This window comes from Shewanella sp. BC20, assembly GCF_003129585.1.
Classification (GTDB): Bacteria; Pseudomonadota; Gammaproteobacteria; order Enterobacterales; family Shewanellaceae; genus Shewanella; species Shewanella seohaensis.
The window spans coordinates 521,821-536,111 of record NZ_NHRI01000001.1 but is presented as its reverse complement, the minus strand read 5'-3'; the positions used below and the strand labels follow the sequence as shown (position 1 = coordinate 536,111).

General features: G+C 43.6%; 13 protein-coding genes. 9 read left to right on the top strand and 4 right to left on the bottom strand.

Annotated elements, in window-relative coordinates; translation table 11 throughout:
* Both CBX96_RS02275 and CBX96_RS02270 read left to right on the top strand, forming a co-directional pair.
* Entirely contained in the window at positions 1 to 399 is a 399-nt protein-coding gene (locus tag CBX96_RS02275; RefSeq protein WP_011717958.1) for a type IV pilin protein, read from the top strand.
* Positions 396 to 695: a TapY2 family type IVa secretion system protein gene (locus CBX96_RS02270; RefSeq protein ID WP_109285550.1), complete on the top strand. Its 300-nt coding sequence runs from the start codon at positions 396 to 398 to the stop codon at positions 693 to 695. Before CBX96_RS02275 ends, CBX96_RS02270 begins: the two co-directional genes overlap by 4 nt.
* 28 nt (positions 696 to 723) lie before the next feature.
* On the opposite strand, the gene CBX96_RS02265 is transcribed toward CBX96_RS02270, so the two are convergent.
* Positions 724 to 1,206: a GspH/FimT family pseudopilin gene (locus tag CBX96_RS02265; RefSeq protein WP_109285549.1), complete on the bottom strand. Its 483-nt coding sequence runs from the start codon at positions 1,204 to 1,206 to the stop codon at positions 724 to 726.
* A 153-nt stretch (positions 1,207 to 1,359) separates the two neighbouring features.
* Entirely contained in the window at positions 1,360 to 1,872 is a 513-nt protein-coding gene (locus CBX96_RS02260; protein WP_109285548.1) for a GspH/FimT family pseudopilin, read from the bottom strand.
* Positions 1,873 to 2,110: 238 nt separating this feature from the next.
* Here CBX96_RS02260 and glnB point away from each other — a divergent pair, with 238 nt between their 5' ends.
* Positions 2,111 to 2,449 (top strand): nitrogen regulatory protein P-II, encoded by a 339-nt coding sequence (gene glnB / locus CBX96_RS02255; protein WP_011073353.1) that lies wholly within the window; start codon positions 2,111 to 2,113, stop codon positions 2,447 to 2,449.
* A 192-nt stretch (positions 2,450 to 2,641) separates the two neighbouring features.
* Complete coding sequence (locus CBX96_RS02250; RefSeq protein WP_011717954.1) at positions 2,642 to 3,931, top strand: NAD(P)/FAD-dependent oxidoreductase; 1,290 nt, start codon at positions 2,642 to 2,644, stop codon at positions 3,929 to 3,931.
* Between the two features lie 60 nt (positions 3,932 to 3,991).
* On the opposite strand, the gene CBX96_RS02245 is transcribed toward CBX96_RS02250, so the two are convergent.
* Positions 3,992 to 5,008, bottom strand: coding sequence for a LacI family DNA-binding transcriptional regulator (locus tag CBX96_RS02245; protein ID WP_011623692.1), 1,017 nt, complete (start codon positions 5,006 to 5,008; stop codon positions 3,992 to 3,994).
* Positions 5,009 to 5,434: 426 nt separating this feature from the next.
* On the opposite strand from CBX96_RS02245, the gene CBX96_RS02240 reads away from it, so the two are divergent.
* From CBX96_RS02240 to CBX96_RS02230, 3 genes are all read left to right on the top strand, one after another.
* Entirely contained in the window at positions 5,435 to 8,098 is a 2,664-nt protein-coding gene (locus CBX96_RS02240; protein ID WP_089067214.1) for a TonB-dependent receptor, read from the top strand.
* Between the two features lie 62 nt (positions 8,099 to 8,160).
* Complete coding sequence (locus CBX96_RS02235) at positions 8,161 to 9,696, top strand: tryptophan halogenase family protein (protein WP_109285547.1); 1,536 nt, start codon at positions 8,161 to 8,163, stop codon at positions 9,694 to 9,696.
* A 17-nt stretch (positions 9,697 to 9,713) separates the two neighbouring features.
* On the top strand, positions 9,714 to 10,367 hold the full coding sequence (locus tag CBX96_RS02230; RefSeq protein ID WP_258293925.1) for a putative 2OG-Fe(II) oxygenase: 654 nt from the start codon (positions 9,714 to 9,716) through the stop codon (positions 10,365 to 10,367).
* 37 nt (positions 10,368 to 10,404) lie between these two features.
* Here CBX96_RS02230 and CBX96_RS02225 read toward each other — a convergent pair whose 3' ends face one another.
* Positions 10,405 to 11,307: a sulfite exporter TauE/SafE family protein gene (locus CBX96_RS02225; RefSeq protein WP_109285545.1), complete on the bottom strand. Its 903-nt coding sequence runs from the start codon at positions 11,305 to 11,307 to the stop codon at positions 10,405 to 10,407.
* Positions 11,308 to 11,797: 490 nt separating this feature from the next.
* Here CBX96_RS02225 and CBX96_RS02215 point away from each other — a divergent pair, with 490 nt between their 5' ends.
* A complete protein-coding gene (locus CBX96_RS02215; protein WP_109285544.1) occupies positions 11,798 to 12,784 on the top strand; it encodes an ABC transporter substrate-binding protein in 987 nt (328 codons plus the stop codon).
* The gene (locus CBX96_RS02210) at positions 12,784 to 14,271 is read left to right on the top strand and encodes a methyl-accepting chemotaxis protein (protein ID WP_109285543.1); all 1,488 of its coding nucleotides are present in this window, start codon (positions 12,784 to 12,786) and stop codon (positions 14,269 to 14,271) included. Before CBX96_RS02215 ends, CBX96_RS02210 begins: the two co-directional genes overlap by 1 nt.
* Positions 14,272 to 14,291: the final 20 nt, after the last annotated feature.

The window sequence follows — 14,291 nt, the reverse complement described above, 5'->3', positions numbered from 1 at the left end:
ATGAAAAAGAATAGACTGCAAGGGTTCACTTTAATTGAAGTCATGATAGCTGTTGTTATTGTGGGGATTTTGGCTTCGATAGCGTATCCATCATACATTGATTACGTGGTTAAGAGTGGACGGTCTGAAGGAGTTGCAGCGGTGATGAAGGTTGCGAATCTTCAAGAGCAGTATTATTTGGATAACCGAGCCTATGCGACTGATATGACCAAGCTGGGGTTAGCCGCTAGTCCTTTTGTTACAGAGCATGGGCGTTATAGCTTAGCGTCAAGTGGTACCAGTTCATTCACTATCACTGCGACTGCACAAGGTTCGCAGGCTAGTCGAGACTCAACGTGTGCGACTATTACGATGACATCTGCTGGTGTAAAGGGGCCTTCTGCGGAGTGTTGGAAATGATAAGATATTGTATTGCTTTAGTATTAGCTTTGCCTACATTTGTGTTTGCTGCGGAACCTACAGTTGTTATGCAGGATTACAAATGCCATGTCACAACGACAAATGGTGATAAAGTACTGTTCTATCGATGGAGGATTAAAGATGCCAATTTGAATATGGCTAGTCTTCCTAGTAAGCAAAAAGTAGGTGGAGATAAAAAGAAATTCTTTATTAAAGAGGTTGTAGAGTGTGTTGAGCTTAGCCAAGAGTTCACTAATGAAAACACTAAGAAAATTGATGAGCTAACCTTGAGATAAGCTTATGTGTGCGGACATATCTTCTGGTTTATGAGCAGCTTTTACCATCTGCTCCGTAGGAGATTAGTCCGCTAGAGCTTATGTTTACACTCTTGGAGTTTGTCGCGGAGCCTCCAGGGCAGTAGATGATTTCTACAGCGCTGTTTGCTGATAACATGCCTTCAGAGCTAAAGGTAAAACTCGCCGAATTGCTTTTTACACTGTCATTTGTATTGAATGCGTCAATAACACGAATATCTTTATTATCAGGGCTGATCACTTTAATCCCATTTCCCCAATTTGTACCACATGCACTTCCATTTGATGCGCAAACTTTAATTGTTGCGCCATAACTGACGGCTTGATTTCTGGCAAAAACCATAATGTCATGAATTTTGGCGATATTATTATTAACACGCACACCTTCATAGACGGATATTAAAGATGGTACTCCGATAGTTAATAATATTGCAGCCACTGCAATCGTAACCATCAGTTCAATTAGTGTGAAACCAAGCAATTTATTTAGCATGCACTCAACCCTCACTTATACAAACTAAAGTATAAGCGAGAATAGGCGGGATTTCAGTATCTAAGTTGTATCCTTTGTGCTGTTTAGTTTCTGAAAGATAGTCTTAATCCTTTATGTTGTTAGTTGATATTGCCTTCAATCAATTCTCGCCATTTATCCGCAGCGGATATTGGCATCAGTCGATAGTCTTGCCCTGCCAGCTTGATTTACCACAATCCCTCGCGAATGAGGGCTCGTGGGACTTGATGGACAATACTTCAATGTTCCATTAGTACCAGAGGTAAGACCATCTGGTTGAAAACGAATTGAGGTTCGATTGTAGATGACAGTATCACTGGCATTGAAAGCGTTAGTGGTAAAAATAGTCGTTTCATTGCCATCGAGTTGACTATTGCTGTTAACATCAATAAATACTGTTAAACCAAGCTGCCAGTTAGATGTGCACTGATTGTTGCTTAAGGCGCAGACAGTCACTTTTCGATTGAAGGAAATGGCATGATTTCGTGCGAGCATCAGTGTTTGCTGGATGACTTTGATATTACTATCAGCCCTGAATCTCGTGTTGAAATCGCTTAACGAGGGAGCACCAATCGATAACAGAATGGTAGAAATGGATACAGTAGTGATGAGTTCAATCAAGCTAAAGCCATGTGGTAGAGTTTTCATAACAGTTCCTTTGTTATAAATGTCGCTCGCGTCCTACGAGCCTTTGGAGCAAAACTGCTGCTGTTAAAGTATAGAAGCGTACCAATGAGCCTTTTAGATTTTTACGGACTAAGAATTGTTTTATAGAAACTGTGTTTTATGAGGAAAGCGCTGCCTATACTTCAATAATCGCCTAACCCCGTGTAAGCTAATGGCATTCTATTTCGATTATCTGTCAGCAAGTACCGAGGAATGTTTGATGAAAAAAGTTGAAGCGATTATTAAGCCTTTTAAATTGGATGATGTACGCGAGTCACTTGCTGAGATAGGTATCACCGGGATGACAGTGCTGGAGGTTAAAGGTTTTGGCCGTCAAAAAGGGCACACCGAGCTTTACCGCGGTGCGGAGTATATGGTCGACTTTTTACCTAAAGTTAAAATAGAACTCGTGATTCAAGATGACTTAGTCGACCAAGCGATTGATGTTATTGTGGAAACAGCTCGTACCGGTAAAATTGGCGATGGTAAGATTTTCGTAACCGATGTAGAGCGCGTTATCCGCATTCGTACCGGTGAAGAAAACGAAGAAGCGGTGTGATTTATCCGTTTAAAGAGAGGGCCATTTGGCCCTTTTTTGTTGCTTAAAATTTATGATTGATGGGACTAAGTCTTTCTGTTCCTGAAATATCTTTAATGCAAAATAGCCTCTTTAGTTAGACTAAAGTAGTTATCTCTTATCTGTTCCATGGTATAACTTAGCCACTTAAATAGGCTTGTTGAGGTTGTTATTTTGGCTACGAAACGAATCGTGATAGTAGGTGGTGGGGCGGCAGGTTTAGCGCTAGCCTCTAAATTAGGCCGCAAGATGGGCGGTAGTGATGTCGTCGATGTTTGCTTAATTGATAAAAGCCCAATCCATATTTGGAAGCCAAAATTACACGAAGTAGCTGTTGGGGTTATTGACCAGTCTATAGAGGGATTGTTATATAGAGATCATGGTCTTAAGAATGGTTATCGATACATTCGTGGCGAAATTGAGCAATGTGAACCCGATGCCAAAACCATCCAACTTGCTGCGGTTTATAGTGACTCGGGTGAATTGCTGCTTGAACCCCGTCAAATTGAATACGATTACTTAGTGCTAGCCTTAGGCGGGGTCTCTAATAGCTTTAATACCCTAGGGGCTGAGAAACATTGTATTTTCCTTGATAGTTTAGATAACGCTAACTTATTCCATCAAAAATTATTGGATGCATTACTGCAACTCAATGAAACACAAGAGAAAGTCAGTATAGGTATTGTTGGCGCTGGCGCCACAGGTGTCGAATTAGCTGCGGAGCTTCACCATGTCATTGAATCGGTGAAAGAGTATGGTTACCTCAATATCTCTAAGCATCATCTTGATGTGCATCTTATTGAAGCATCACCAAAAATTCTCCCACAGTTACCCGAACGTGTGAGTGCAAGAGCTCAAGCGGTATTGGATAAAATTGGCATCCGTTTGCATATCGGGGTGCAGGTTAAAGAAGTCACCCGCGATGGCTTTATTACACAGGATGGTGACGTTATCGAAGCGGGACTTAAAGTGTGGGCGGCTGGTGTGAAAGGTCCAAAAGCGTTTCAAAACTTCTCTAAATTACCCATTACGCCTCGCAATCAAGTGGAAGTTGATGCTTGTATGCGAGTGAAAGGCCATCAAGATATTTATGCGCTTGGGGATTGCGCTCTATTAATTTTGGAGTCCGGCCAACCTGTGCCACCGCGCGCTCAAGCGGCAGCGCAAATGGCGGATACCTTGTATGAGAATATTGTGAATCGTTTACAAGGGAAGGCGGAAAAACCTTTTGTGTATAAAGACTATGGTTCTCTGGTGTCTTTAAGTCGTTTTTCTGCGGTCGGTAATCTAATGGGGAATTTGCGTTCAGGGACTTTCTTCGTGGAAGGTCATATCGCAAGGATCATGTATATTTCGTTATACCAAAGACACTTAGCGAGCCTATATGGCTGGTTCTCCGCAATTATTTATCGCATTGCGCAAAAGCTGCTGAAATGGCAAAGGCCAAAGCTGAAATTGCATTAACTGAAAACAAAACAGAGAGCCTTGGCTCTCTGTTTTGTTTTAGCCTTGCTGAGCTAAAAATTAATGTTTGGGAGAGGCTGAAGAGTCTCGGATCACAGGCTCTGGCGTAAATGTTTTTGCAAACTTGGCATCTTGTTCACGGCGTTTCGCGATTAACAGCTCTGTTGCCACTTGGGCAATTTCAGCGTTAGGTTGATGCACTGTTGTTAGTTTTGGCCAAGTTTGGCGTGAGAATGGGCTGTCTTCGAAGCCGACAATGGATAGATCGCCAGGGATATCTAGCCCTGCTAAACGAGCTGCAAAAAGTGCCCCTGCTGCAATTTCGTCGTTACAGGCAACAATCGCTGTTGGACGGTTTTTCTGTTTGATCAGCGTATTAGCTCCTTCAACGCCCGACTCAAATGAGTATTTTCCTTCAATTATGTAATCTTCATTCAGAAGTAGGCGATTTTTTGTTAATGCTTGTTTATAACCAAGTAACCGCTCTTTGGTAGACTCGTGGTGTAGATCGCCACTTAAAAAGGCAATTTCTTTATGGCCTAAGTCGATCAAATGCTGAGTAATCTCAACCGCACCAAATTTGTCATTGACTAAAATCGTCAGTCCATCCTGCTCTTTATTACCTTCGCCGGCAATAATTCGCACATAGTTGGCCTCAATATCACTTAAGGCTTTAAGTACTTTAGGATCTTCAGAAAGAGGCGGTGTTAACACTAAACCTGCCAGTCGCGAATGTTTCACGAGTTGAGTCAGTTCATCACAAATGGTGTCAGATTTGGCATTACAAGGATGAATAACCAGTTCATAGCCTTTATCTTTACAGGCCGACAAAATCCCGTTTTGCATATCAATAATGTAATAAGCGTTGGGATTATCATAAATAAAACCAATGGCATAGGATTTTGTGCCAGCAAGGTTTCTGGCCGCGAGATTGGGCTGGTAGTTTAATGCTTTGATGGCCTCGTTCACTTTATCAACCGTGGCTTGTTTTACCGAAGGTTCGTTATTGGTTACGCGGGAAACTGTCTTGATTGACACTCCAGCATATTTAGCGACGTCGTTGATAGTGACTTTCATTGATCTACAAACTCTTTATTCAAATGTGCGAAGGGCTAGCTAATTGATGAACCTAAATCCTTTAGGCGCAATTTACAAGCCGACAGCGTTGTCAGCTTACTTTTTATTATGCTTCTTATAGTGCGAGCATTTACCGCGTATAGCAATGCTGAATTGTTACAAACTGAGGCATTTTTCAACTGTTAACACTCGGTTATAAGTTGTAATTTTACATCAAAATATCTAAGTAATTATTTTTACTTGAATATATTGGTTTTTCTCTTCTCAATACTTCGCTTTATGACATTTTTTTTCGTCCAGAGTTATTTTGTTGTGGCAAGGCTGTTAATTATTGTGTAATGTTTGCACTAGACATGACAGCGTTGTCATTCCATCGGAATGGTTATGAATACTAAAACGATAATAAAGTTATGGAAGGGAAACGAGATGCGACCATCATCCTTTAAGAAAAGTGTACTAGCTACAAACATTGCTATCCTACTCGGCAGCGCTGTTTCAATCAGTGCTGTTGCTGCAGAGGCTGAAGCAGCCGCTGCGGCAGCGGTACCTGAAAATATTGAAAAGATTGAAGTGCGCGGTATTCGTGCTTCAAACAAAGCCAATATCAACGAAAAACGATTTTCAAATGCAGTTGTTGATGCGGTAACGGCTGAAGATATCGGTAAATTTCCTGATTCTGACGTAGGTCAAGCTTTAGGACGTGTTCCTGGTGTGACTGTTGGCCGCACATTTGGTCAAGGTAGCTCTGTCTCTATTCGTGGTACCGATCCGTTAATGACGTTGACTACGTTGAATGGTCAAAACGTTGCGTCAACAGGTTGGTATGATCAAATGAACGTAGACCGTTCATTCAACTACTCTATGCTGCCATCAGAACTGATTGGTGGTATGGAAGTGTATAAGTCTACCCAAGCTAACCTCGTTGAGGGTGGTATCGGTGGTACTGTGATTGTTAAGACTCGTAAACCGTTAGATATGGATGCGAACTCTGTATTTGCCTCTGTTAAAGGTGAATACGGTTCAGTGAACGAAGATGTTGCACCTGAGCTATCTGGTTTATATAGCTGGAAAAATGACGATGAAACCTTCGGTGTTTTAGTTGCTGGGTCATACATTGACCGTGAATATCTGCGTACTGGTACTGAAGCGGACCTCGATTGGGGCGGCCGTTCTTCGGTTCAACCCTCTAGCTTCCTGCAAGAACAAGAGCGGACTGCGCTCGATGCAACAGTGCAATTCCGTCCAACAGACAATTTAGAATTTGGTGCTCACGTACTATCACTCAAGCTTGGTGCTGATAGTATTGGTGCCAACATGTATATCGAAACCGACACTAACTGGGGTGAAGGAGCCTCTCACTGTAAACAGTTTAACGCTGCGGGTGTGTGTACTCTGAGCGTAACTCCAGAAAGTGACCCATCTAACGTGTTCTTCCAAAACTGGGCACGTAAAGGTGAAATGACATCTGATACCTTTGAGTTAAACGCGGATTATAAAGGTGACGGTTTTGCTATCTCTGGTGTAGCAGGTAAAACTAAGGCTGAAGGCGGTACTCAGATGAGTGCTAACTTTGGTTATGGTTGGTGGGGTGACAAGTTTGGTCAGGTGAAATGGGCGGGTACCGTTGATGCGACTGGCAAGCAAATTGACATCAATGGCCGTGACATGGGATTCACCCAAGATCAGCTAGACACTACTGTTGGTACTTCAACTTGGACTGGTATCAAAGGACCTAACTCTGACGAAGAAACTTATCTGCAGTTAGATGTTGATTTTGACTTAGATTTTGGCGTTATCAATAAGTTTGAAACTGGCGTGCGTTACACTCAACATGAATTTGAAAAGAGTGAATACCGTGCTATATACGATCCAGCTAAGAAGAATGAGTTCAAGACTTCAGATCTTTACAGCGGCACCATGAAGTTAGGTTATGACGGTTGGACTATTCCTAAAGCCGATCTTGATGCGATGATTAACGCGACAGAATCTTTGGTTGACCAATTTGCTTATAGCCGTTCAGCTTACGGCCTCATCGAAGAAGATAACTTCTCGATGTACGGTATGTTCTCATTCGACGGTGAAGGCTTCCGTGGTAACTTCGGTTTACGCTATATCCAAACTGACGTGACTTCTAGCGGTCATATCATCGATAACTCGCCTGCAGACATCTTAGGTGTGAACCAAGGTTGGAGCGAAGAAATCCATAGCATCAGCGACAGCTACAGCGATGTATTGCCAAGCTTTAACATCTCTTTCGACCTTGCACCAGACTTGATCTTACGTATGTCTGCAGGACAAGCAATTACTCGTCCTAACTACGATAACTTATTCTTATCAACATCAACTGGTTATCCAGATGATAGACGTGGTAACGAAGAGATCACCTATGGTAATCCTGGCTTAAAGCCAATGAAGTCTTCACAAGCTGACTTAAGCCTTGAATACTACTATGGTGATGGCAACTTAGTTTCTGCTACATACTTTATCAAAGATATCAGTAACTTTATTGTTGCTACTACCCAATACAATCAACAGATTGGCGTAGTGAACAATGACTTAGAAACCCCTGCCGATAATTGGACTGTAAACAATTATGAAAACGCGGGTGGTGGTGAGATCGATGGTATCGAGTTACAGTTAAACCACGCTTTCGACAATGGTTTCGGTGTTAACGCTAACTATACCTACGCAGATGGTACCGCTCCGGCCGAAGTGTATACTGATAACATCGGTATGTTCACTGAGTCCTCTAAGCACAGTGCGAACTTAGTGGGTTACTGGGAAAATGATGATTTCTCAGCTCGTGCAGCTTATAACTGGCGTTCTGAGTATATGGTTCGTGAATACGGTAAATACTACGGTAACCGCATGCACGATGCCTTTGGTACTCTGGATGTGACTTTAGGTTGGAACGTTACAGAAGCCATTGCTTTACGTCTTGAAATTGTTAACTTAACAGCTGAAGACGATGTGCAATATGGTGCAGCTGGCGTAGGTACAGAAGTTAAACCTGCACTCCAAGACGATTTCCCAACATGGTCGTTTAAAGGCGAAACTACCTACAAGTTAGGCGCAAGTTTTGTATTCTAATATGTTGTTTTAGTCTAAAAGCCCAGTCTCGACTGGGCTTTTTTATAGATGAGTCAAAGCCGATGAAAATCAAACGCATTGCAATTATTGGTGGCGGAACAGCGGGTTGGTTAGCCGCAAACCATTTGGGCGCAGAGTTATGTCACGACCCAGAAATTGAGATCACCCTGATAGAATCTTTAGACGTACCAACCATTGGCGTGGGGGAGGGGAGTGTGCCTTATCTTGCCAAAGGGTTGAAACGTTTTGGTATTTCAGAGGCTGAGATGCTACTGACTTGCGATGCAACTTTTAAGCAAGGGATTAAATTTGTTAATTGGTTAGACCCAGAACAACATGGAGAAAATCATTACTATCATAGTTTTGATACCCCCTATCCCGCGGGAGTCGATGTATCGAATTATTGGTTGGCAAATGCTGCTGACCGGCCGTTTGATGATGTAGGGATCCAAGCTCGGATTTGTGAGTTAGGCTTATCGCCTAAACGTAAAGGTTCTGGCGATTATGAAGGCGCACTATCCTATGCCTATCACTTTAACGCCTTGAAATTTGCAGGTCTTCTCGCTAACAACGCCAAGTCGAGATTTAACGTAAAGCATCAGTTTGCCACGATCAAAGGTGCCGAAGTTTGTCTATCCGGCCGAATTACCCATTTAGTGACCGCAGATGATACTTCACTCGCATTTGATTTTTATGTGGATTGTAGTGGATTTGCTTCAATCTTAATTGATAAAACCCTCAAAGTGCCTTTTGTAAGTAAAGCCAATGAGTTACTAACTGATACCGTACTTGTTCAGCAAGTTGCTCTGGGGGCCGATGAGGAGATTAACCCCTATACCACTGCAACTGCCCATAAAGCGGGCTGGATTTGGGATATTCCGCTCACGACTCGGCGCGGTACAGGTTTTGTGTATTCTAGTCGCCATATGAGTGATGAAGAGGCGTTAGGCTTATACGCCGACTATCTAAGCATCGATAAAGCTCAATTTAATCCACGTAAAATTCCAATGAAGGTTGGCTACAGAGAAACATTTTGGCATCAGAATTGTGTTGCATTAGGGTTAGCGCAAGGCTTTGTGGAACCGCTAGAAGCAACGTCGATATTGGTATCGGACTTTTCTGCTGAATTACTTGCACGTAATTTTCCTCGACATCTAGAAGATATCGATGTGCTCACGCCTCACTATAATCAGGTCACGACCTATGTGTGGGAAAGAGTCGTGGACTTTATTAAATTGCATTACTGCATTTCAGATAGAACAGACTCGGATTTCTGGCTCGATAATAAAAAGAGCGAGACTATATCAGAGGAGCTACATCAGCGACTTGCGCGTTTTGCCTTAAGACCTCCTCATGCATCTGATTTTTTTGGGCGTTTTGAGTTGTTCGATCATAAAAATTTCCTTTATGTGTTGTATGGAATGAAATTCAACACGGCTGCTACAGTCTTATCAGCACAAGAAGTTCAGCATTGTGATGCATTAATGAAAGGAAATGATCAGCTAGTCGTTAAAGCGGCTTCAATGCTATTAAAACATCGAGATTGGCTTGAAGGCTTAAAGCAGGCCTTTGAGCAGGCTCGGTCTACAAAGGTTTAATTTTAATCTGGATGGCTATGATGTTAGTGCCAATATTTGATAACGCAATCTGTGTCTATGATTTTGAACAGTATGATAGTTTTGAAGGTAAAGACGATACTTATCAAACAATTGATGCCTTGTTTGCGCTACCAGAAGTGCTAAATGAGGCAAACGTACCTGATGCTAATGGGGGACGAGCCTTATCTACGGTTCACTTGCATCAGACCCATCCAATTCCTCATTTGTTAAATTTTAAGTCCAATCCTTTAGGGCGCTGGATATTGATGTGCATTTTTGATTCAGCGATACAGCTTGGATTTGATAAAACGAGAAATATTAGAAAGTTAAAGTATCACCGTACCTGGGCCAATCGTATGGAGTATGGTTGTGATGCCGTGGCTCACAGGCATGCGAATGATGATTGGTCTATACCGCATTTAGTTGCAATTTATTATACAGATGTGCCTGAAAATAGTGCTGATTTAGTCTTTATTCAGGATGATAATCGGCAGCTTATGCGTGGTAAGTCATGCAGTGAGTATCCTTTGGCGCAGCAATATAGAGTCAGTTCCCAGGCGGGAAGGTTAATTTGCCATGATGCTCGTTTTTTACATGGCACAACTGTCCATAAAAACACCTTACCTCGGACTTGTTTAGTGATAGAGGTCGGTTTTCCTCCGCTGGATTGAATAACATTTTCAGCTCTAATTTCTGTTTGTCAGAAGGTCAAATCATTACAAACCCAGTCAAAATAATCCAACTTGAGAAAAACAGCTTTAAGGTTTTGACTGGGAGAATTAGCGCCAGTTTTCGCGCTAATAAACCACCGATAATTGCACCTGGACCTGCAAACAGTACCAGTTCGAATAGGGCATGACTGCTACTTGTAAACACATGTATCGGACTTGCCGACCAGACGGTAATTGCCGAGACAACCACTCCGATGGCAACGGCCATCTTGGCACACACTCCCCGTAACATCAGATAGATCACTAGCAGCTCGCCCACGCCAACCGATAACCAGGCGGTGATGATCCCGCCCAAATAACCAATTACTGCTAGCCAGCAATAGTCTAGGGCGTTGAGACGATGGCTTTGAAGAGTACGCCTCTGGCTGCTGATAATGATCGCTATCCCTAATAGGATGGAAAAAAGACTAAAGCTGGTATGCAGTGAGGAAGGTGAGTTCAGTTGCCATAACTTACTGCTCCAAAGACCAAGCACTGAGCAGGTCGCCGCTAATAAAATGCTTGGAATAAAGCCTGACCAGGTTTTGTCATGGTGATGGTGTCGTCGATAGTAGCTTGACCATGAAATCGCCCCTGCCGTCATACCAAAACATTGGATCATAAATGACGTGGAGACACTCTGAACTTCACTGAAATTTAAGCTAGAGAACACCGGAATAAAGATCACTCCACCTCCCGCTCCCGTGGCGTTTGCAAAGATGGCTCCCGTTATCCCCAAAAACACAAATTGACCGTATTGTTTTATTAACTCAATGGGTTGATGAAATTGGACTAACCAACATAGCCATGCACTCAATAGCACAAGGACGATTGCCAACGTTCGATAATATTGACCGAGGTTAATATGTCTACGTTTGAAGATAAGACCATATGGCAGCATTTTGAGTTATTGAGTGGAGTGGGTGAGTTGTTGCATGCATGTTATCAGTCAAAGACAACGTTGTCACACTGGTGTGGAAATAAAAAGTTAAAACATAATCTATTGATATTTAATGATTAAAAGTGTTTTGACTAAAAAAATACCGATAAATGTCAAAAAAATGTAGAAAACCTGTTCTTTCTTGTGTAATTTAACCAATGACAACGCTGTCATCTGCTTGTGTGATTCGTTGTTTTGTAAGGTCTGCATGAAGAGGATGAGGTCTCCTTATTCATGTACTTGGCAGAAGTATTGCTGGTCGGGCGGCGATACGTTTGTCTTTAATATTTTGATAGTCTCTCCCCAGAAACTAGCGTTGGCTGGGTACTGTAAGCAGTGCCCAGCCATTTTTTTAGGTAGAGCGACCTTGCTTAGGATAAGCAGACAAGTTAGCGGCATTAAAAAATAAAACTCGCTGGATATTCCAGTCATAAAAACGAGGCTGCGATTCATGGTTATTCATATTGCTACACTGCTTGGCAGCGTAGTAACTACTTTTGCTAAGCGTTTGTTGATGCCCATCCTTGGACTCTGGGCGAGCGCTATGGTTTGTGCTTTTAGTTTCACCGCGATAGCCGCCGTGGAGTCGGCGTCGTTTACGCTTACAAATGCCGCTACAGCAGGCACTTCTACGGCAAACAATACTGCTCCCATCAAGATAGTGACCACAATCCAACAGCAGTGGCAGTTTAATCTCCTCAAAGAGGCGCTGCGCCGCTCAGGTCAGTCCTATCAGGTCGAACAAATGTCGACGCAGATGAACCAAAAACGTAAGGTCGAAGAAGCGTTGGCTGGTACTGTCGATGTTTTTTGGAGCATGACTTCGAAGGAGCTTGAGGAAACCGTGCTCCCGGTTCGTATCCCTTTGTTTAAGGGATTACTCGGTAACCGCCTGTTAATTATCCGCAAAACGGATGAGGCTAGATTTGCCAATGTAAAAACGCTGGCGGATTTTAAGCGATTAAAAGCAGGGCAAAACCGCTATTGGCCCGATGCCAGCATCCTAGAAGCCAATGGTTTGCCTGTCGTGACTAGCTATCAATACACCAATCTGTATCCGATGTTAGAGGGGGGGCGATTCGATTACCTTGCCCTCGGCGCACAGGAAATTGGCGATGAACTCGCAAGCCACCCCGATCCTGCGCTGAAAATCGATACTCATATCCTGCTGCAATATCGCTCGCCGGCATATTTTTTTGTCTCCCCCAAACGTCCCGAGTTAGCGGCAGCAATCTTAGCCGGACTCGAAAATATGATAAGCGACGGCAGCTTCGATGAGATGTTTAATCGTGAGCTTAAGATAGACAAGCTCTACCGTGATGCCCAGTTTGAGCAGCGCGTCATTATTCGTCTCGATACGCCCGATTTAAGTCCCTTAACCCCCATTGAACGCCAAGAGTTGTGGTTAGATCTATTTAGTATGCAAGGTGCAAAATAATGAAAACATTAGCCTTAAAAGTACAAATTGGGTTAGCAGCTGCGATATTTATGATAGTCAGCGTACTGTTTGGGGTGTCCTATTGGTTGGCGAGCGATAGCTTGACCAGCAACGAAATGGCCTTTGAAGACAATACCGTTGCTAATCTTCAGGTCACCATGGCGCAGCCGATTTTTACCTACGACTACGAGCAGATCCGTGCGGTGTTGTCTGTCATGTTAAAGTCTGAGCAAATCTATCAAATCACCGTTGTGGACCATCGGGGTAAGTTGCTCGCCGAAGACAAACAAGCCGAGGCCGTTGCCACAAGCGACCTACAAACAAGAGAGTTGCAGTTCAGCGATCAAGGTAATCCGACAGGGCGTTTAACCATTGCCTTCTCTACTTTGCCGGTTAAGGCGCAATTATCCGACTTACTGCTGGGATACTTTTTACAGGCGCTGCTGATTTTAGCGGGTAGTCTGTTAGTGATTTTCATCATTCTCAAACGCTTAGTGATTAGTCCTTTGGATAAGGTTGTCGCCGCGTTAGAAGAAATCGCCAATGGTGATGGCGATTTAAGCCACAGATTACCCGTGGAGAGCGAAGATGAAATAGGCAAACTTGCCAATGCTTTCAACGGTTTCGTCGAGCAAATTCATGGCACTATTACCAGAGTGCATGAAACCTCGGGCCTGCTATTGGGCGATGCTAAGGCGCTGGGTACGCTGTCGCAAAGTAACAATCAAAGGGTGCAGGCTCAGCTTAAAGAAACCGAAGCCGCGGTCACGGCCGTGACTCAGTTGAGTGCCAGTGCCAACGAAGTGGCCATCAATGCTAAACGTACCGCCGATGCGGCAACCCAAGCCGATAGAGCGGTCGACGATGGTCAGCGTCAGTTTGACTCGGGTTTAGCCATTACCCGTCAATTGGCGCGTGAATTAGCGCGTTCTGCCCAATCGGTATCGCAGCTACAACAGGAAACCCAACGCATCGATGAAGTTGTGGTGGTGATCAGCAGCATTGCCGAACAGACTAATTTACTTGCCCTAAATGCCGCCATTGAAGCCGCTAGAGCGGGTGAGCAAGGGCGTGGTTTTGCCGTTGTTGCCGATGAAGTGCGCTCTTTAGCGAGCCGCACCCAACAGGCTACGGGAGAAATCCAAAAAATGATCCAACAGGTGCAGAGCCGAGTTGCCGAAACAGTGAATGTGATGCAATCGAGCCAGACCCTCTCCAATCAAGGGGTCAACCGTTCGGAAGAAATTAAGCTAGTGCTGTCTAAAGTAACTGATTTAGTTTCCAATATCAGTAATATGAATATCGAAGTTTCCCATGCGGCGCAGGAGCAAACCTGCGTCACCGAAGCGATTTCTCGTACATTAAATGATCTTGCCAATGTCTCAGGTTCAGCCTCCCTCGATAGTGAGCACTTAGCACAATCGAGTGAGCGACTGTTTCACCAAGGGGAAAGACTGCGGACGTTAGTAACTTCCTTCAGATTGTAGCCATTTCTGAAGCTAGAAAA